This is a genomic window from Bradyrhizobium zhanjiangense, from assembly GCF_004114935.1.
Lineage (GTDB): Bacteria > Pseudomonadota > Alphaproteobacteria > Rhizobiales > Xanthobacteraceae > Bradyrhizobium > Bradyrhizobium zhanjiangense.
Genome location: NZ_CP022221.1, coordinates 7694495 through 7714105 on the forward strand (window position 1 = coordinate 7694495; position 19611 = coordinate 7714105).

Genomic DNA, 19611 nt, shown 5'->3' on the forward strand with positions numbered 1-19611 from the left:
CTGGCTCAATCCCGCGCAATCAGGCGAATGGCGGGCGCTTTGACCAAAGCAGTTACTTCCATCCCATCGCACAGTCCCATGTCCTCGTAAGCCTGGTGCGTGACCAACGCCTTGAGAAGAAAGCCGCATTCGATGCCAACGCGCACCATCGGACCTTCACGGTCCAGCGACCGGATGCGACCGACGAGGTGGTTGCGTGCGCTGCTCTGCGGGGCCACGGCGCCTCTTTCCAGCATGACGTCCTCCGCACGAATACAAACGCATACCTGGCTGCCGACGCAGGCTGCCGACAGCGCGAGCAACTCGCTTGAGCCGATTTGTATGGTCGCCAATCCATTCACCTTCCGAATGACTTTGCCACCTTCGATATTGTCGACACCGACGATCCGGGCCACGGCCGGATCGATCGGCGCGGAAAAGACATCCTGCGGCGGGCCGCATTGGCGAACGCAGCCGTGGTCCATCACGATGACATGGTCGCCCAATCCCAAGGCCTCGACACGGTCGTGAGTCACCATTACGGCTGGTACTGCCAACTTCGTCAGCCAACGGCGCAGGTCACGTCGAAGTTGCTCGCGGGTTGGCTGATCCAGCGCGCAGAGCGGCTCATCCAGCAATAACAGGCGCGGCCGGCACACCAATGCGCGGGCGAGCGCGACGCGTTGCTGCTGTCCCCCCGACAGCTGGTCAGGGTAGCGGCCCTCCAAGCCTGCGAAACCAAGCAGATCGCTCAGTTCAGCGATCCGCTTACGCCGCTCTGCATCACCGATGCGACGAATTCCGTAAGCGATGTTGCGCGCGACAGTGAGGTGCGGAAACAAAGCATATTCTTGAGACAGATAACCGATTTGGCGGCGCTGCGGCTGAACCAGGATGCCGCGACTTGCATCAAACCAAATCTCATCGCCGAAGCGAATGTAGCCGTGCTGCGGTCGATCGAGCCCGGCCAGGCATCGCAGAGCAGTTGTTTTTCCCGAGCCCGACGGACCGAACAAGACGGTGAGCGAAAAATGGCCGAGCGGGCGATGCAGCCGGACCTTTATCGGAGGACCGTCTGGGAACTTCTTCTCGAACTCCGCTACGAGCTCAGGCTCCATGTCCTCCCTTCCGATTGAGGAGATGCGTCACCGAGAGCGCAATGAAAGACGATGCCAACAAAACGAGGGAGGCCATCGCAGCTCCTCTATAGTTGACCGCTTGAACCTCGTCGTAGATCGCGATCGATATCGTGCGCGTGACACCAGGAATGTTGCCTCCCACCATGAGCACGACGCCGAATTCACCGAGCGTGTGCGCGAAGCTAAGGACGAGGCCTGTAACAATGCCCGCCCACGAGAGCGGACATGCGACTTGCAGGAAAGTACGAATTCGCGAGACGCCGAGACACCACGACGCCTCGATCAGTCGCCGGTCAACGCTGGCGAAAGCGGCGGCGAACGGCCGGACCGCAAAGGGCATGCTATAGAGGATCGACGCGAGCAACAGGCCTTGGAACGAGAACGCAAGGGCATGTCCCGTCATGTGTTCGTAGGCCCGGCCCAACGGGCTCATCGGCCCAATGGCAACCAGAACATAAAATCCAAGGACGGTCGGAGGTAGAATCATCGGCAGAACGACCAGCGACTCAAGCAGGAACTTCAGGCGCCAGCGCGTCACGGACAGCCAATAGGCGAAAGGCAGCCCCAGGAGGAACAGGATCAGGGTGGTGAACGCCGCGAGTTCGACGCTGACCCATATCGCCTCGATATCCATTTACTCCTCCGGACTCTCGAACCCGAAGCGTCTCAAGATCGTTCGGCCTTCCTCGCCCATTATGAAATCGCGCAAGGCCGCGGCCGCGGAACGGCTTTGCGCCCACGACAGGATCACGCCTCCCTGCACACGGCGAGGATAGGCGTCCAACGGCACTTCCCAAAACCTTCCTTTGTCCCGCAGCGAGGGGGCAAGCGCATGAGAGCGACTGATGATGCCAATGTCGGCGCTGCCGCTCTCGACGAATTGGCCCGCCTGCAGCACGGTGTCACCGAGCACCAGCCGGTCTTTCACTTGTTTGTAGACCCCCATGCTCTGCATCGCGGCTTCCGCCGCCCGGCCATACGGGGCGTGGCGCGGATTGGCGATCGCAATCTTGCGGACGTCGGGGCTCAGCAGAGACTGCATGCCGAGCTTTTCGACGTCGATAGACGAGGACCGCGGGACCCAAATTACGATCCGTCCCACACCGTAGACGAACTCGTCGCCCTCCGACGCAAGACCGTCCCGAACAAGGCGGTGTGGGTAGTCAACATCAGCAGAGAGGAAGACATCGAAGGGAGCATGGTTGGACAGTTGGGCGTAGAAATTTCCCGAGGAGCCATAGGTGATCTGGAGCTTGATGTTCGGATGCCGAGCGCGGAAGAGGTCCGCGGCCTCGTCCAAGGCAAATTTCAAGTCAGCGGCCGCAGCCACGCGCACGTCGCTCGGCTCGGCGGCTAACGCCGCATCCGGATACCACAGCCCGGCGAGTATCGCGGACATAGTGGCGAAGAACAGGAGCCGGCGCCGCACGGGACAACTCCTTCGCGACACGTCAGACGGGCTTCGCCGGGTTCCCGGGCGCAGCCGCGCTTATTAACTCTCGTTTGCACCTTCAGTTCATTTTGGGCGCATCCGCATGGCCCGCGAGGAGATTTTGGTGCGTGGGGGATCTCTCTCACGCGGAAGGCAGCGAGATAAGTCAAAAACTGGGCGAGTTCTGTGGTAAAGCGCGAAATCGAAATAATGCGTACTTTCTGACAGATAAGTCGGCTCTGGACACGCGCGCAATCAGTGTCGCGGATGATCCTGGACTGTTGGCTCGCGCGAGAAGACGCGCAACACGAACACTGTCACGAAACCGCTCAAAAATCCCGCCAGCAGGTTCGGCACCAGTTTAGCCGCGGGAAAAAGATATATTTCCGCCCGCGCGCCCAGAAGAAAAACCAGAGCCAGCTCCGTACTCGTCCTGGCGACAGCGGCGAGGAGTCCGAGCAGGCAGTAGCCGAGCGCCCACACGGGCAACCGGCGTACAAGCGGATCTGCAAGGTCGATCACGAGGCCCGGCGCGATATGCTTTAGGATCTCGAGCACGCCAAATCTCCCGTCTCCCTGCAGAAAGCCGATCACGCCCATGATCGCGCCGGCGGTTGTGCCACCCCAGCGCGAATAGGTGAGGCGGGCGGCAAGCACATACAGCGGGAACAGGAGAACAGCCTTATGCCCCGAGGCAAAGGGCAAACCGGGAAGGAATTTCAGCATCTTGAAGGATGCCATGCAGAGCGCGATGCCGCTCACGATGGCGACATCGTGAGCGAGTCTGGCTTCGAGCTTGGGCTTATCGCCTCCTTCGGATTGGCTGCCCGCAAGCTCCACATTCGCCTTTATCGACAGCACGAAGCCCCCAATATTGCCGCGCAGCAAGTGCTTGAGCGCCGTCAAGGCCCCGTGTTGCGCCCCCTCACCGACTTCACGGGCCTGGCGCCGGCTTCGCTCGTCGGAACCGCTGAGCAGCGAGAGCGTGCGGTCGAACGAGTGAACGAACAAGTCGGGCAACCCTAGCCGCAGCAGCCCATGGACCAAGTCGTCCTGGCTCCCCGTCAGTCGAACCACGGCTGAGGTGAGCAGCACGGTCAGAATCTGCAGGCACATCACCGCGGCGCGATCCAGGCCGGTTAGATTAAAAGGAAACACCCATCCGAGGCCGGGAACTCGCCAGTGCAGCAGGAGATCCGCTGCGGAATGCTCCGGCGGAAGCAGCGTGTAAGAGCCGATCAGGAACAGGAACAACCATTTGAGCCGCCAACCCGGACGCAGGACCTGACTAGTCGGAACGCGGCAGATGAGCAGCGCTAGCACCTGAACGGCGAGCAAGACCAAGACAAAAAACCAGCGGAGGGAATGGGTTGCAGACAGGGCCGGGAGCACAAATGTGGCCGCAGTTACGACCAGCAGGTAACTGACTTTCAGCACTGCTGCCCGACTGCCTTGATCGTACTGCGAAGAGGTCACGTCGCTGCTCAAAGCTCGCTTCGTTGTACCTACTAGCGGCCAGTTCCCGCGCACTTGGTCTCGACCACCCAGCCATACTCTTCCTTGCGTTGTCCTGCACCCCCTCACTGCCCGCCAGACGGAAGGAAGCACCGCGGTTCGGGTGCTGTAGCTACGCACCAGATTCGCACCAGAAACAACCTGATCAAAACGCAACGAGCGCGATCAAAATCAAACGAAAACGCAGCAAGATCAACGAACCCGACCATTATCCCGCCGCTCATAACGGTCTGGTTGCAGGTTCGAGTCCTGCCGGGCCCACCATTCCGCAGCATCATCGCCCTTGAAAAGTATTCCACTTTTCGTTCCGCTGTCACACCCGGCCCACTAGGGTGTGACAACGGTTCGCGCGGTGTTCGCTGGCGCGTTTTGGAAACGTTCGCATGTCTCGATTAAGCCGTAGCCGGTACAGGCGTCGCCCGTGTCGGCTCACTCCGGGTTGTCCAACTTATCAATCTCGGCCCTTGCCAGCGCCGTGGCTTTCTCGGTGGCCTGCTCTTTCGTGAGGGTGCTGCTGCTCAATCGGCGTGCGACAAGGTTATCCCAATAGAACCGGATCGACTTCCGTCCGTCCGCAAACCCCACCTCAAGGCTCTCGCAATCGTCGTCTACGCCACGGTGAGGGATGATGCGGATGGGTCGCCTTCGGCCATGGGGCTATTGCTAGCATTCCGGAAGGACGTGGACAACGACGGTCCCTGCGCACAGTCGTGGCGGACCGTGCATGCTATGATCAACGCATGATGCGTCGGCAGAGCCACCACGAAGTGCTAAATATACGGCGCGCAGGACGTTGCCGCAGCCCAACTATTTGACTTGGCTCCGCATCCGAGTGGGATTGATGCCCAAGGAAGACGACTACAAAAATTGGCTCCGAGGTTTTCAACCGAAGCCTACGAGATGGCAAAGGTTTTTAGCTTTCTTCAATTCCAAAGCCGAGACGAAGTAGTCGAACGACATGTGCAATCTCTACAGCATCACGACGAACCAAGCGGCCATCATCGTCCTGTTCCGCGTGACGCTACGTCGGCAACCTGCCGCCGATGCCCAGCGCATTCTCCGACTACCCTGCCCCAGTGGTCCGCAACACCGAGGCCGGCCGCGAGTTGGCAATGATCCGCTGGGGCAATGCCGCCACCGCCGCGCACGGGCAGCCCGCCCGGCGCCGTGGGGGCGTGGGACGAGCGTAGGACAGTCCTGCCTCGATATGAGATGTCGGCTCGAAGAGGAGGACCGTCGCGCGAGGGGCCGGGGGAAGTTCCGGCGTCGGTCCCTCGGATTTTTTCTGCATTTGTCGAAGTCCTCATTAAGCTGCAGATTGAGATTGAGTCCAACTAAGGGGGCAGCCTGATGTCGGAGATCGACCCGCATACGCTGGAGGGCCATCTCTCGAAGCTAGTAGAGGACTGCGAGTCCTTGACGATTGTGTTCGGCGTGCAGAATGCATGCACCATGTACCCGCCCTACATCGTGGGGAGGGATTTCATCGCTGGGAGCGATCATACGGATCACGCAAAAGCTAGGCCTCTCGTGGCGCCGTTCAACAGCATCCAACAGATCATCTGTCACCCGACGAAGAGCTAGGACGCCGTCGGCGATGTCCGCTTCGCTCCGATGCCGACCGCATTTGTGCAACCGCAGCAAATGTCGCGATGGGCCGACGCTCTTCCAACCGCGGCTCCACGCCCAAGGATGTTGATCAACTCGTTCTTGGCACTACGAACGCTCCATACCGCCGGACAATCAATTCGACGGATCTCGCGGCTCGCCTCACGTCGAGAGATTGGCAGAACTGGATCGCGCATGTCGTCACATTCTTCACTGAGGTGCGACCTGGCCGCCGACGCAAATGGACCCTGCGTCTCATCGGTCATGGAGATGCTTCTATTCTTGAGTCAAACTTGCGCTTCCTCGTCCGCCACAGCATTTATCGTGCAAGTGGTTTGGTCCCGAGGCTCCAACGAGAGATAGGGCCTTTATCGCACACAGCGACTTTGTCCGAGTTCAAATCCAGCCTTTCGGAGAGCCTATCTTCGTCGTACCATGACTTCCCCCGAAAAATCGGGTGAACGCGAGACGGCGCGAATTCCTCCGGGCGCAACGGCGGCCTGTTCGTCTCCACTGGTGCTGAGGCGAGGGATGGACCGCAAGTCGGCCAGATGTTCCTCCAGCGCACGCGTCGCCTCTTTAAATTAAAAGTCAGTCATAGTGAACGACCCAATTGCCTAGTCCAGGACGATGTCCGATCGACGATCATTAGTTTCCAACATGGATTCATACCGCAGCGTCAGCTACGTCGGCGGTCTGGTCGTGATTGGAGTGATCTATTTCGCCTCGGCAAAGGGTGGCCTTGCCCTCGCCTCCATTCATCCCAGCGCAACGCCAATTTGGCCGCCGACAGGCGTTGCGCTGGCGGCGGTGCTGTTGCGGGGATATCGAACTTGGCCCGCAATTTTTGCGGCGGCGCTGATCGCCAATGCGACGACGGCAGGCTCCGTTGCCACTGCAACTGCGATTGCAACCGGGAACTCTCTTGAAGCGATTGCCGGCGCGTATCTCATTAATCAGTGGTCAGGCGGGTGTGAAACGTTCTCAACGCCAAATTCCGTCGCAAAGTTCACCCTGATCTGCGTCGTGATCGCGACACCGATCAGCGCCAGCATTGGACTGACCAGCCTGGCACTCTTCGGGTACATCGAGCCGGAGAATTTCGCGGACGCGTGGATCACCTGGTGGCTGGGCGACGTGACCGGCGCACTAGGCATTGCCCCCGTGATCGTGCTGTGGGCATCAAACCACCATCATGCCTTCAACCGGCACGATTTTGTGGAGACGGCAGCGGTCCTCGCGACAGCGGCGGCTGTTGGCCTCATTGCTTTCAGCCCCCTGATCGAGCAGACGCCCGGCCGAGATCCACTCGGCTTTCTGGTGATCCTGCCCATGTTATGGGCGGCGCTGCGTCGCGGTCCACGCGATACCGCAACGGTTGCCCTCGTGCTTGCGGGCATCACGATTTGGGGAACGCACACGGGCGGCGGCCCCTTCGCGACGCCAGATCCCAATGCGTCATTCCTTCTCGTGTTGATGTTCTTGATCAGCATTACCGTTCCAAGCTTGCTGTTGAGCGCGGATGTCGAGGTCCGCAAGATTGCTGAAGGAAGCCTGCGCCGCGCGCACCTCGAACTCGAGCAGAAGGTCGCAGAGCGCACGCAGGAGCTGCAGCTCGCCAACGCAGCGAAATCGCGCTTTCTCGCCATGGCAAGCCATGATTTGCGGCAACCGTTACATGCGTTGGGGTTGTTCGTCGCCCAGCTGCGCACGCCGCTCAACCCGGATGAAAGGACAAAGACGATCGAACGGATCGACGCAACCCGCAAGGAAATGGATGAAATGTTCAATTCGCTCCTGGACATGTCCAGGCTGGATGCCGGGATACTCACGCCCAAAATGACCGAGTTCCCGATCGGGCGCCTGTTGCAGAAAATCGAGATGGCGTTTGACCAGGCGACGCAAAAAAAGGGTCTGCGGCTACGCGTCAGGCCAAGTGATGTCTGGGTGCGAAGCGACGCGATGCTGCTCGAACGCATCATGCTGAATCTTGTATCAAATGCGGTGCGCTATACGTTGCAGGGCGGTATCCTAGTCGGATGTCGTCGTCGCGGTGAAATGTTGCGCATCGAAGTATGCGATACCGGTCCTGGCATTCCCGACGATCAAAAGCACAATATCTTTGGCGAGTTTTTTCAAGTTCCCACCTCAGAACAGAACCGGTCGGGCGGACTGGGCCTCGGCCTCGCCATCGTCGACAAGCTTCGCCTGCTTCTCAACCATCAAATCGACCTGGCCTCGACTGTGGGCCGAGGTTCGCGATTTGCGATCCTGGTTCCGAAAGTCGATCAATGCGTCGGGTCCGCGGCGCCCGCCGATTTACCATACCCAGGCGCCTTCGCGGTCGACGGCAAGGCAATTCTCGTTATTGCCGATACTCCGATCGTGCAGGAGGGAACGGGCGAATTGCTCAGCAAATGGGGATACTCGGTTCTTGCCACCGGATCCGACGAAGCTGCACTCGTCCGACTTGCCGAGCGCGAACAGCGCCCAGATCTCATCATCTCGGACTATCATCTCGCAAGCGGGAAGACCGGAATCCGGGCAATTGAACAAATCAATGCGGCGTTTGGCTCGTCAATTCCCGCCATTCTCGTCAGCGGCGATACCGGAGCTGAACCTCTGCGGGACGCGAGGGACAGAGGATACATCTTGCTGCACAAGCCCGTCGACCCGATGCAGCTCCGCGCTGTCATGCATGAGCTCCTTAGGGATCATGATGGTGGAAGAGGCACCGGGGCAGTTTCATGATTCAGATTTCGGCGGCCATTCCCAGCCCATTTTTCCGACCTTTATGACGGCCTCAGTGCGCGTCGCTACGCCGAGCGCCTTGAGAACGACCGTGATGTGATTCTTCACCGTCGGCACTGCCATATTGAGCGTCCTGGCAATGACCTTGTTGCTTTTTCCCTTCATCAGCAGCGCAAGTACGTCGATCTGACGATCGGTCAATCCGCGCCCCTTGAGCGAGTCGCGAGCTGATGGTTTATCTGCAAGCCGCGGACCCGCCGTTTCCTCCAGAATCTCCGAGGGAATGTAAACTCCGCCGGAGAACACCAACTCAATAGCGTTGAGCATCACGTCACGTTCCGTGGTTTTCGGGATGAAACCCAGCGCGCCAAGTTTGAAAGCGCGCCTGACCGTGTCCTGATCATCGGAGGACGAGAGAATGATGATAGCAATCGTCGCATAGCGATGGCGCAGTTCGCAAAGGACAGAGAAGCCGTCGCGGTCAGGCAAATTGATATCGAGCAAAATGAGGCTGATATCGGGATGCTGCTCGACGATGTGCATGGCCTCTCGACTGCTCGAAGCTTCGAATATCACGGCCTCTCGCTTCAATTGCTTCAGGACGCCGTGCAACGCCTCGCGGATCAATGTGTGATCGTCAACAACAAGAACCTTCATAAAAATGCTCTCCGTTCTCTGAGCGCCCGGAGATCAATGAAATCATACACCCACCTTCGAAACCGTCCACCTTCTATCTCTGGTCCAGTGGTTCCGCCGTCAGGCACTCAAAGTAGGAGTCGAGCGCTGCTGTGTGCAATGGTTGCAATCGGCACACAATCGTAGTGAGCGCGGACGACGTGAAGCGCGGTACTCGCTGGCCTCTCCGTCCACGCGAGCGATGAATTACTCATCACGTGTCTAAAGGGTATCAAATAGATACCGCGGCCCGGACGATACCTTGGTCATAGGACCTAGGCACCTCTCTGGACCGACCTGCGGCCGATTTACAGACTGCGCCACTTGAACGATGATGTGGACAGTCCGCCTCTCCACCAGCGTTTTACTCGGCGCGGCCATATGATCATTGTCGCAATTGCTGTCGTGGCCAGGTCGATGTGAAGCAACCCTGAACTGCGGCGCTGTCACGACCCGCAGGGCCGCGCTTTTTTTCAAATTCGATCCGTCTCGATCGTTCCTCTTTAAGCGTGCGCGCACGCTGGACGAGGCAAGCCAATGCATGATCGAACCGCCACCCCGAAGCCATCAGCGGACGCGCTGCCGGAGCTGAAAGCCAACGGCCGCGACCTGCGCATTGACGCCTGCCGCGGCATCGCACTCTGGTGCATCTTTCTTGATCATGTCCCCAATAACATTGGAAGTTGGCTGACGCTGCGAAACTACGGCTTCAGCGATGCCGCGGAAGTGTTCATGTTCGTCTCGGGCGTCACCTGCGCACTGGCCTACGGAAAGGTATGGAGGTGCGAGGGATGGACCAGCGTGATCCGTCGGACGCTGCGGCGAAGCCGGGACATTTATGTCGCATTTCTGCTGCTCACGCTCGCCTGCGCCCTCCTGGTCCACATCGCTGGCGTGGAACGCCTTGCTGACGAGAGCAATACGCGCATTCTGCTGGACCAGCCGGGCGCGACGCTCGCGCATGCGGCGATTCTGCAGTACCGCCCGGTCAATACCGACGTGTTGCCGATCTTCGTGCTTCTCCACCTCTTGTTCGCGCCGTTGCTGTGGTTGCTGCTCCGACTGCCGAACGTGACGCTTGGCGCCTCGCTGGCGCTTTATACGCTCGTGCATATGTTCGGCTGGTCCTTGCCGGCGTGGCCGAACGGCCACTGGGCGTTCAATCCACTGGCCTGGCAGCTGCTAGTGGTGCTTGGCGCGTGGATGATAATCGAGGGCGAAAGAGTGCGCCCCTGGTTGACGTCACGCATGGCGCTTACGCCTGCCGTTCTGTATCTGGTCTTCAGCCTCGTCATCGCATTGAGCTGGAGAATCAAGCCGCTGGAAGCGTTGATCCCGCAGGGGCTGACGAAGTTGGCTTACTCGATGGACAAATCGAATCTCGATCCGTTGCGTCTATTGCATTTCCTGGCTCTTGCAGTTGTAGCGGTATGGTTCGTGCCACCCAATCGACAAGCATTGACGACTGCGGTGATGCGCGGCGCCATCCTCTGTGGCAGGCACTCGTTGCCAATCTTCTGCCTCGGCGTTCTGCTTACGCTCGTGAGCCTCCTGGCGCTGCTCGACATATCTGAGGGGCTTGCGATGCAGATCACGCTCAGCGTTGGTGGCGTCCTGACGATGATCGTGGCGGCGACGCTGCTGAACTTGATCAAGATCAGACGCAGGCCGCAGCCGATCATTGCACGGCCGATGGGTGTGCGCGCCCCGCAGGACGCCTGGGGCACCGTTGGCTGGCGCACCCTGGAGGCGTTTCGCCGAGGACTGCGCGAGGTCGGATGGGCCGGCGGCCAGAAGCGCCTCATCGATTGCCGGTTCGCGGAGCGGCAAGCCCACCAGGGTCCTCGCCTCGCAGGCGAATTGGCGCGGCTCAAGGCGGATGCCATCGCGGCCTCGTCATGCCCACCAAGTCAGTCCTCTTCCGTATCCGTCTGACCTGACTTCTATCACTCGAGCAGAAGGTCTGTTCCCTCCGCGACGGGCTCGGCGAAAAGGCCAGCAGGATCGTCGCGGAGTCGAGGCGGCCGCGCGGATCAGATCTTGGGGATCTTCGCCCGCTCAACCACGCCCGACCACTTCGCGATTTCGGACTGGATCAGCTTCTGCATCTCGTCGGGAGAGCTGCCACGGACTTCGCCTCCGACGGCCGTTTCCAGCCGCTGCCTGATCTCGGGATTCTTGAGGATGTCGAGTGTCGCTGAGTTGAGTGCGGCGACGACGGCAGGCGGGGTGCCCTTGGGAGCTAGAAGGCCGGCCCAGGTCCGCACGTCATATCCCTTGACGCCGGCTTCCTCGACCGTTGGAACATCCGGCAATAGCGCGGTCCGCGTCGGCGAAGTGACTGCCAAGCCCCGAATGGCCCCACTCTGGATTTGCGGTGCAAGCAGGACGGGCGTGCCGACGATCACGGGCACTTCTCCGCCGAGAAGCGCGGTGACCGATTGAGAGTCCCCGCGATAAGGCACATGCACCATGTCGATGCCGGCCATCGCGTCGAGCAACTCTCCCGCAAGATGATGCGTGCTGCCGAAACCGACCGAGCCGAAGCTGAGCGCGCCGGGCTTCTGCTTTGCCGCCGCGATCAATTCGCCAAGCGATTTGGCCGGGTAGTCGTTACGCACCGCAATGACCAGCGCGTAGTAGACCAGCGTCGAGATCATGTCGAAACTATCGGCCGGCTGGTAGCTCAGACTCTTGTACGTCGCGGCCGATATGGCGTGGGCGCCCGTGACGAGTCCGATCGTGTAGCCGTCAGGCTCAGCCTTGGCGATCGCGTCCGCCGCAATGTTACCGCCGGCGCCGGGCTTGGCCTCGACGACGATCGGTTGCCCGAGCTTCTTGGACAGCCCGTCGGCGATGATGCGCGACAGCGTATCGGCCGCACCGCCGGCGGCAAAGCCGTGAATCAAGCGTATCGGGCGCGACGGATAGTTGTCCGCCGACTGGGCCGGGCCGGCCGCCACAAAGCTGCCAAGCAGAAATCCGGTCGCAGCAAGTCGATTCATCCACCGCATGGATGCATCCTCCCTTTGACTGTTGTTTATGCTCTAACGGGCGAACTCGACGCATTCCGGTGATGGCGGCAGACCCCAGACGTCGCGCGGCAGTCCGACCCAGACCTTCGGGCGCTGCGGACGATCGCGATGCCAGGGACGCGGATCGAAATAGCCGAGCTCCTCATCGATCATGCGGTCGAGATCGTGGAACAGCTCGACCAGATGGCCATCGGGGTTGCGGTGATAGACCGCTGTGTTGTGGCCGGGGCCGTGACGGACCGGGCCCCAAAGGATGGGGAGCTTGTTGCGGGCAAGGTGATCGCAGGCCTGCTGCATATGGGAAGGGTCGCGCAATTCGAACGCAAGATGATGCAGGCTGCGCACGGGAGCACGGGCGAAGTTCAGCGTGTGATGTTCGTAGCCGCTGCGCATGAAGACGAAGCGGTCCTCGACCCAGTCGGAAACCCGCAAACCCATGACGTTCGCATAGAACTCCGAGGCCGCAAGCGGATCGGGCGTACGTAGCGCGACATGGCCGAGCTTGGTGACAGCGAGCGCGCCGATCCGCTCCTGCGCCGGCGTAGGCGTCCAACCCTGGATCAATTCGAACTGCGTTCCTTCGGGATCGATGAACGACAGCAGCCTGGAGACGCCGGGCAGAGGATCACTCCGCAGTTCAGGACGCAAATCCGCGCGTTTCAGGGCGGCGCTCAGCGCCTCGATCTCGACATTCGGAGAAATCTCGAAAGCGATGCTCTTCAACGCCGCCTCGCCGGGCTCGATCACCAGTGAAAGCTGCTCGGAATCGCTGGCGAGAAAAATGCGATGTCCATCGCGGCCGACCAGGCCGAGGCCAATCACTCCGCGGTAATAGTCGAGCAGTCGCTCGCAATCCGGCGAGGCGAAAGCGGCGTGTCTCAGCCGTGTGAATCGGGCAATGGGCGCTTGGGTCGTCATTGTGTTGGTTCACTCTCTCATGGCGTCATGATGATCTTGCCGAGCGCGGAGCCCTGCTCGAGCAGTGTGTGAGCTTGCCTGACCTGGTCGAGCTTCAGTGTCGCCGAGATGGCCGGCTTGATCGCGTTGCGGCTCAGGGCCTCGATCACGTTGCGCATCAGGGCGCGACGTCCTTCGCGGTCGTGGTCATAGATGTGGAAGGAGAAGCAACGCACCGCCGGACAGATGTCGAGATGATTGCGCATCGCCGCCATCAGATTCTCTTCCGGCAACCCGGCGAAGGCGTTGTACGACAGCAGCGTGCCCCATTTGCCGAGCGCGCCAAGATAGGAGGTGAACTCGGGTCCGCAGACGTGATCGAGCACGAGACCGACGCCCTCGCCATTTGTCGCTTCGCGGGTCCGCGCCACCACATCCTCGCTTCGATAGAAGATGGTGTGATCGGCGCCGTTGCTTCGCGCGAACGCGGCCTTCTCCTCGGTCGAGACCGTGCCGATGACGGTCATCTGCGCCAGCTTGGCCAGTTGCACCAGCGCGGTGCCGACACCACCGGCCGCGCCAATCACCAGCACGCTTTTCGGCGCGCGCGGATGGCGGCACTCGTGCAGCAGTGCGTAGGCGACCTGGTAGTTCGACAGGCACACCGCTGCTTGCAGATCGACATGGTCGGGAAGTGCATGAACGGCGTCTGCCGGTGCGACGACGTATTCGGCATAACAGCCGCCGCGCTGCGACAGATCACGCGCGCTCAGCAGGACCTTCTGGCCCACCTGCAAGCCTTCAACGCCTGACCCGAGCGCGGCAATACGGCCGGCAACATCATTGCCGGGATTGGCCGGCAGCGGCGGCATCCATTTGTAGACGCCGCGGCGGATCAGCACGTCGGGCTGCCCCACCCCGAACGCCTCAGCACGGATCTGAACTTGTCCGGCGGCGGGCGCTGGCACCGGCGCCTCGACCAGCTCGAGGGCATCCGGCCCGCCCGGCTGACGTACCAGAACCGCTCTCATGAGCTCATCTCCCCTCCCTTGAAGCCACATTTTCGAAAATAGTAGCGGTTACGAAAATTATTGCAAGATGGTCGTTGGCGCGGCATCTTGGGCCATCGATTCATCGGCAGGACCATGCCTGACAGCGCCATTCGCCCCCGCAAGGAATTCGGCAAGACGATCGCCGCCGACATCACCCACCGGCTGCGCGAGGAGATCGTGACCTGCGCTCTGGCCCCCGGCGAGCCGCTGCGCTTCGACGTGTTGCGCGAGCGCTTCGGCGCGAGCTTCACCACTTTGCGCGAGGCGCTGACCGCCCTTGCCGCCGAGGGCCTGGTCGACGCCCAGGAGCAGCGCGGATTTCGCGTGGCACCGGTCAGCCGCCAGGATCTTGTCGAAGTCACCGATGCCCGGGTTCTGATCGAAGTGGAGTTGATCCGCCGCTCGATTGAGCGGGGCGACGACGACTGGGAAATCGCCGTCATCTCGACGCTGCACAGGCTGAAGCGCATCGAGCAGCGCGATCCCGAGCATCCGCTGCGCGATCCCGAATGGAAGATCGCTCACCGGCAATTCCACCAGGCGCTGGTCTCCGCCTGCGGCTCTGCGACCCTGCTCGCGATCCGCGCCGAGCTGTTCGATCGTGCTGAGCGTTACCGGCATCTGTCGGCCAATTTCCGGCCGCGCCCTCGCGACAAGGCCGGCGAGCACCAGGCGATCATGCAGGCGGCCATATCGCGCAATGCCGATCTCGCCGTGCAACTGATCGAGACCCATATCCGCACCACCGCGGACAACGTCGCGAAATACGCCGGACACCTGCTCGACGCCGAATAGGCGCTGCGGCCTTTTTGGGTCCCGCGGGCTTGCGTCTCACGTAATTTTCGAAAATAATACATATCATCGAAAAATGCTAACGCGCGGGTCGTAATCATGAAGCTGCTGTCGTTCTTGGATGGAAATCGGGAAAGCTGGGGCGCCGTTGTCGAAAACGGGGTCGTGGATCTGGGCCGTGCCCTGCCCCGGTATCCGACGCTCGCGGACTTCGTCGGCAGCGACGACTACGCGCGGCGCGATGCCATCGTCGCCGAGCACAAGCCGGCCCTGGCGCTGAGTGCCATCAGATATCTGCCGGTGATCCCGCGCCCGGAGAAGATCGTCTGCGCCGTGCGTAATTATCTCGACCACCACAATGAAGCGGTCGCCTTCGGCATGAAGCGCGAGATCACCGAATTCCCGCCGATCTTCCTGCGGGTCTGGCGCTCCCAGGTCGGCCACAACGCACCCGTGGTCCGGCCGAAGGTCTCGGACAATTTCGACTGGGAGGGCGAGCTCGCCGTCGTCATCGGCAAGGGCGGCCGTCACATCAGCCAGGCCGATGCCTGGAATCACGTCGCCGGCTACTCGATCTACAACGACGTCAGTGTGCGCGACTGGCAGCGGCATGCGCAGCAGATCGCCTCCGGCAAGAACTTCGTCGGCACGGGTCCGTTCGGACCGTGGCTGGTCACGCCGGATGAGATCGGTGATCCCGCCAAGCTGAAGCTCGAGACGCGCGTCAACGGCGCGACGGTGCAGTCGTCCGACACCTCGATGCTGATCTTCTCGATCCCGCGGCTGATCGAATATTGCTCGACCATTTTCGACCTCGTCCCCGGCGATGTCATCGCCACCGGCACGCCGGCCGGTGTCGGCTTCACCCGCGAGCCGCCGATCTTCCTCAAGCCCGGCGACGTGGTCGAGGTCGAGATCGAGAACATCGGCGTGCTCAGTAATCCGGTCGTGGACGAGGCATAGCTTCGCATGTCGTCCTATGACATTCGCAAGACCGCGCTCAGTGTCGAGACGGTCTGGCACGAGCGCGGCCCCCGGCTGGAAAAGCCGCTCCTGGTCGGGACGGCCGTTGCCGTCGTCGCCAATCCCTTCGCGGGCCGCTACGAGCCGAACCTGATGCCGTTTCAAGCGTCGTTGCGTGAGCTCGGGCGCGCGCTCGCGAGCACGCTGATCGCGCAACTCGGCGGCACGTCGCATATCGAAGCCTACGGCAAGGGCATCATCGTCGGCGAGGACGGCGAGCTCGAGCACGGCGCCGTCTGGCATGAGGCTGGCGGCCAGGGCATGCGCGAAGTGCTTGGGCAACCCAAGGCGATCGTTCCGGCGGCGAAGACCATCGGCGGTCCCGGCACGCGCCTGATGGTCCCGCTTGGGCACATCCATGCGTGTTATGTGCGCAGTCATTTCGGGACGGCTGAGATGACGCTCTGGGATGCGCCCAGGCGTGACGAGATCGCCTTCGGCCTTGTGATGGCGACCGGTGGCAGGCCGCATGCGCGGATCGGCGGGCTCGCCGCATCGGATATCTCGGTGCACGATGGGCAGCGCTGAGAGTCTCGGCATCGCTGCTCAGCGCTCGCGGCGAAACCTGTACCTGGGCGTGGACCGGTTTACCAACTCAAGCCTTTCTGGATTGCTTGGATTGTGGATGAGCGTTGCCTCGGGATCCCGAATGGCCCGCAGGATGAGCCTTGCTCTTATCAGCAGGCATCAGATGCCCGAGCGGCAATTGGGAGGTTTGCTTCAACCGATTGAGAACGATGGACGAGCGCACGTGCGCAACGCTGTCGTGCGGCAGGAATACGTCGTTCAGCAGGCGTGACAGCGCCCTCAGGTCCGTGATCGTTGCCTTGATGAGGTAATCGGCTTCGCCCGTGAGCGCATACGCCTCCTGCACTTCCTCCAGGCTCTCGATGAGCTTGAGGAAGCGTCTCGAATTGTCCGGCGAGTGCGTTGCGAGCGTCACCTGTACGAAGACGACGATGCCCAGCCCGAGCGATTCGCGATCGAGATGAGCATGGTAGCTTGCGATCGTGCCGGCATTTTCGAGCGCCGCGCGACGGCGCGAACATTGAGATGCCGACAAGCCGACAACATCGGCCAGTTCAAAATTCGACAAGCGTCCATCGGACTGGAGCGCTTGCAGCAATTTCACGTCAAATTGGTCCATGCGTGATCCTTGCACGATAATGGCTATGTGCGCATGTTTCACGCATAATCTGATTTTGTCGAGCAGATTATGCGAAGATCGTGCAACGGAGCCGCGGTATTTTGATCTAAATCAAATACTATTCCAGGAGCGCGATATGGGCCCCTTCCCTCACGATGCCCCACCCGCCACGATTTCGGCAGCCAATCCGGCCGGCACCGACGGCTTCGAGTTCGTCGAGTTCGCCCATCCGGAGCCGCAGAAGCTCGCCAAGCTCTTCGAGCAAATGGGCTACACCGAGGTCGCCCGGCACAAGACCAAGGACATCTCCGTTTGGCGCCAGGGAAAGATCAATTACGTCCTGAACCGCGAGCCGAACTCCCATGCCGCCCGCTTTGTCGCACAACACGGACCTTGCGCGCCGGCGATGGCCTGGCGCGTCGTCGATGCCAAACACGCCCTGAAGCGCGTCCTCGAACTCGGCGGAACGGAATACACCGGCAACGATAAGTCGCTCGACGTGCCGGCCGTCATCGGCATCGGCGGATCCCTGCTGTATCTGGTCGAGACCTATGGCGCGAAGGGTTCGCCCTATGCAGCCGAATATGACTGGACCGGCGAAGTCGATCCGACACCGAAAGGCGTCGGGTTCTACTATCTCGATCACCTCACGCACAACGTCATGCGCGGCAACATGGACACCTGGTACAAGTTCTACAGCCAGACGTTCAATTTCCGCGAGATCCGCTACTTCGACATTTCCGGCAAACTGACCGGCCTGACCTCGCGCGCTCTGACATCCCCCTGCGGCAAGATTCGGATCCCGATCAACGAAAGCGCCGACGACAAGAGCCAGATCGAGGAATATCTGCGCCAGTACAAGGGCGAGGGCATCCAGCACATCGCAGTCGGCACCGACGACATCTATGCGGCGACCGACGCTATCGCCGGTCGCGGGCTCGAATTCATGCCGGGGCCGCCCTCGATCTACTACGACAAGTCGTTTGACCGCGTGAAGGGCCACACCGAGCCGCTCGATCGCATGCGCAAGCACGGAATCCTCATCGACGGCGAAGGTGTCGTCAATGGCGGACTGACCCGCATTTTGCTTCAGATCTTCTCAAAGACCGTGATCGGCCCGATCTTCTTCGAGTTCATCCAGAGGAAGGGAGATGACGGCTTCGGCGAGGGCAACTTCAAGGCCCTGTTCGAGAGTATCGAGGCCGATCAGATTGAGCGCGGCGTCCTCAAGGCATCCTGATGGAGGCAGCCACCATACCTGACGCATGGAAGAGCTATCGCGGCGCGCCGGCCGAAGGAACCATCCTGTGCGACGCCCATGACGTTGGCGAAACGAGCCTCAAGTCCATCAAGTTCGGTCCCGCAGATTTTCCGATCCTGATCGTCAGGTCGGCGGGCACTCTCGCAGCCTATGTCAATGCATGTCCGCATCAGTACCTGCCCCTCGATCATCGCGGCGAGAACGTGCTGAGCGCGGACGGCACGGTTCTTCGGTGCACCAACCACAGTGCCGGATTTCGCGTTCAAGATGGCACCGGCATCGAGGGACTGGGCCTGAATTGCGCCCTCGATGCCATTCCGATCGTCGTGGATGACGACGGTCGGATTCGCGTGCATGCCGCATCAGCAGCCTGAGCAATCCAAAGTCCTCTGCCCGACCTTGGCAGTCGACAAGGATCATGCCTCATCTGCGATCGTGTTGCGCAGGATACCGATGCCCTCTGCTTCCACCTCGACGACGTCGCCGGGCTTCAGCCAGATGGGCGGCTCGAAGCGCGCGCCGGCACCCGTCGGCGTACCGGTCACGATGACATCGCCAGGAACCAGCGTCGTGAAGGTCGAGATATAGTTGATGATCTTGCGGAAGGAAAAGATCATCCGGCTCGTGCGGTCCTGCTGGCGGACCTCGCCGTTGACCCGGGTTTCCAGCTTCACGTCGCCAAGCTGGCTCTCATCGGTATAGGGGATGAGCCAAGGCCCAATCGAACCGGTGCGATCGAAGTTTTTCCCCTGCGTCACATTGAATTTGGCGTGCCGCACCCAATCGCGGATCGTGCCTTCGTTGCACAGCGATATTGCGGCGATATGGTCGAGCGCTTCGCTCTGTGGAATCCGGCGACCGCCCTTGCCGATCACAATGACGATTTCGCCTTCATAGTCGAGCTGCGGGCTCTCCGGGGGACGCAGCAGAGCCTGTTCATGGCCCGTGAACGAGCGCGGAAAACGGATGAAGAGCGAGGGATTTGAGGGGGCTGCCTGCCCGTCCTTGTATTCCTCATTTCGGTCCGGAAAGTTCACGCCGACGCAGATGATTTTTTCCGGTGCCGGAATCGGAATCTCGTAGCGGATATCAGTGACCGGAAAATCCGCCGGCAACGCTGCGCTCTCGTCGGCCAGCGACACCAGCGCGCCGGCTTCGATCACCTCACGCAACGTACGCCAACGCTTGCCATGGCGGCCGGACAGGTCGACGACGCCCTGATCGCCCAGGAGACCGTAGCCGGGTGTGCCGTTGCGGGTGAAGCTGACGAACCTCGGACGAGACATGTGGCGTCTTTCCCTTGTT

17 protein-coding genes and 2 pseudogenes are annotated in these 19611 nt (G+C 61.0%); 9 read left to right on the plus strand and 10 right to left on the minus strand.

Annotated elements, in window-relative coordinates:
• Positions 1–5 precede the first annotated feature (5 nt).
• The 4 genes from XH85_RS36800 to XH85_RS36815 all read right to left on the minus strand — a co-directional run bounded on the left by XH85_RS36800 (position 6) and on the right by XH85_RS36815 (position 4038).
• Positions 6–1097 carry an ABC transporter ATP-binding protein gene (locus tag XH85_RS36800; protein WP_128935832.1) on the minus strand — a complete coding sequence of 364 codons (1092 nt, stop codon included), beginning with the start codon at positions 1095–1097 and terminating at the stop codon, positions 6–8.
• A complete protein-coding gene (gene modB, locus XH85_RS36805; RefSeq protein ID WP_128935833.1) occupies positions 1087–1752 on the minus strand; it encodes a molybdate ABC transporter permease subunit in 666 nt (221 codons plus the stop codon). The genes XH85_RS36800 and modB overlap by 11 nt, the downstream gene beginning before the upstream one ends.
• Positions 1753–2547 (minus strand): molybdate ABC transporter substrate-binding protein, encoded by a 795-nt coding sequence (gene modA / locus XH85_RS36810; RefSeq protein WP_128935834.1) that lies wholly within the window; start codon positions 2545–2547, stop codon positions 1753–1755. It abuts the gene before it with no gap.
• Between the two features lie 258 nt (positions 2548–2805).
• Positions 2806–4038: an energy-coupling factor transporter transmembrane component T family protein gene (locus XH85_RS36815; RefSeq protein WP_128935835.1), complete on the minus strand. Its 1233-nt coding sequence runs from the start codon at positions 4036–4038 to the stop codon at positions 2806–2808.
• A 985-nt stretch (positions 4039–5023) separates the two neighbouring features.
• Here XH85_RS36815 and XH85_RS47070 point away from each other — a divergent pair.
• The 3 genes and pseudogenes from XH85_RS47070 to XH85_RS36830 form a co-directional block, all read left to right on the plus strand.
• Positions 5024–5192: pseudogene (locus tag XH85_RS47070) on the plus strand (SOS response-associated peptidase); the annotation flags it as partial.
• A 223-nt stretch (positions 5193–5415) separates the two neighbouring features.
• A complete protein-coding gene (locus tag XH85_RS36825) occupies positions 5416–5649 on the plus strand; it encodes a hypothetical protein (protein ID WP_128935836.1) in 234 nt (77 codons plus the stop codon).
• Positions 5650–6333: 684 nt separating this feature from the next.
• A complete protein-coding gene (locus tag XH85_RS36830; protein ID WP_164939332.1) occupies positions 6334–8424 on the plus strand; it encodes an MASE1 domain-containing protein in 2091 nt (696 codons plus the stop codon).
• Here the strand turns inward: XH85_RS36830 and XH85_RS36835 are convergent.
• Entirely contained in the window at positions 8419–9081 is a 663-nt protein-coding gene (locus XH85_RS36835; protein WP_128935837.1) for a response regulator, read from the minus strand. The genes XH85_RS36830 and XH85_RS36835 overlap by 6 nt on opposite strands.
• A 555-nt stretch (positions 9082–9636) precedes the next feature.
• Between XH85_RS36835 and XH85_RS36840 the strand changes: the two genes are divergently transcribed.
• Positions 9637–11034 carry an OpgC domain-containing protein gene (locus tag XH85_RS36840; RefSeq protein ID WP_128935838.1) on the plus strand — a complete coding sequence of 466 codons (1398 nt, stop codon included), beginning with the start codon at positions 9637–9639 and terminating at the stop codon, positions 11032–11034.
• Positions 11035–11132: 98 nt separating this feature from the next.
• Here the strand turns inward: XH85_RS36840 and XH85_RS36845 are convergent, their stop codons facing one another.
• Genes XH85_RS36845 through XH85_RS36855 form a run of 3 tightly spaced genes read right to left on the minus strand, consistent with a single transcriptional unit; the run spans position 11133 to position 14062 of the window.
• Complete coding sequence (locus tag XH85_RS36845; protein ID WP_128935839.1) at positions 11133–12113, minus strand: tripartite tricarboxylate transporter substrate binding protein; 981 nt, start codon at positions 12111–12113, stop codon at positions 11133–11135.
• Positions 12114–12146: 33 nt separating this feature from the next.
• Positions 12147–13052: a VOC family protein gene (locus XH85_RS36850; protein WP_128935840.1), complete on the minus strand. Its 906-nt coding sequence runs from the start codon at positions 13050–13052 to the stop codon at positions 12147–12149.
• Between the two features lie 17 nt (positions 13053–13069).
• Entirely contained in the window at positions 13070–14062 is a 993-nt protein-coding gene (locus XH85_RS36855) for a zinc-dependent alcohol dehydrogenase family protein (protein WP_128935841.1), read from the minus strand.
• Between the two features lie 114 nt (positions 14063–14176).
• On the opposite strand from XH85_RS36855, the gene XH85_RS36860 reads away from it, so the two are divergent.
• From XH85_RS36860 to XH85_RS36870, 3 genes are all read left to right on the plus strand, one after another.
• Positions 14177–14878 (plus strand): GntR family transcriptional regulator, encoded by a 702-nt coding sequence (locus XH85_RS36860; RefSeq protein WP_128937556.1) that lies wholly within the window; start codon positions 14177–14179, stop codon positions 14876–14878.
• A 96-nt stretch (positions 14879–14974) separates the two neighbouring features.
• Positions 14975–15838 carry a fumarylacetoacetate hydrolase family protein gene (locus XH85_RS36865; protein ID WP_128935842.1) on the plus strand — a complete coding sequence of 288 codons (864 nt, stop codon included), beginning with the start codon at positions 14975–14977 and terminating at the stop codon, positions 15836–15838.
• Between the two features lie 6 nt (positions 15839–15844).
• Positions 15845–16426 carry an amino acid synthesis family protein gene (locus tag XH85_RS36870; protein WP_128935843.1) on the plus strand — a complete coding sequence of 194 codons (582 nt, stop codon included), beginning with the start codon at positions 15845–15847 and terminating at the stop codon, positions 16424–16426.
• 160 nt (positions 16427–16586) lie between these two features.
• Here XH85_RS36870 and XH85_RS36875 read toward each other — a convergent pair.
• A pseudogene (locus XH85_RS36875) lies at positions 16587–17045 on the minus strand (Lrp/AsnC family transcriptional regulator); the annotation flags it as partial.
• 136 nt (positions 17046–17181) lie between these two features.
• On the opposite strand from XH85_RS36875, the gene hppD reads away from it, so the two are divergent.
• Both hppD and XH85_RS36885 read left to right on the plus strand, forming a co-directional pair.
• Positions 17182–18285, plus strand: a complete 1104-nt coding sequence (gene hppD / locus XH85_RS36880) for a 4-hydroxyphenylpyruvate dioxygenase (protein WP_128935845.1) — start codon at positions 17182–17184, stop codon at positions 18283–18285.
• Positions 18285–18680: a Rieske (2Fe-2S) protein gene (locus XH85_RS36885; RefSeq protein ID WP_206734312.1), complete on the plus strand. Its 396-nt coding sequence runs from the start codon at positions 18285–18287 to the stop codon at positions 18678–18680. The genes hppD and XH85_RS36885 overlap by 1 nt, the downstream gene beginning before the upstream one ends.
• 42 nt (positions 18681–18722) lie before the next feature.
• On the opposite strand, the gene XH85_RS36890 is transcribed toward XH85_RS36885, so the two are convergent.
• Positions 18723–19592, minus strand: coding sequence for a fumarylacetoacetate hydrolase family protein (locus XH85_RS36890; protein WP_128937558.1), 870 nt, complete (start codon positions 19590–19592; stop codon positions 18723–18725).
• Positions 19593–19611 lie beyond the last annotated feature (19 nt).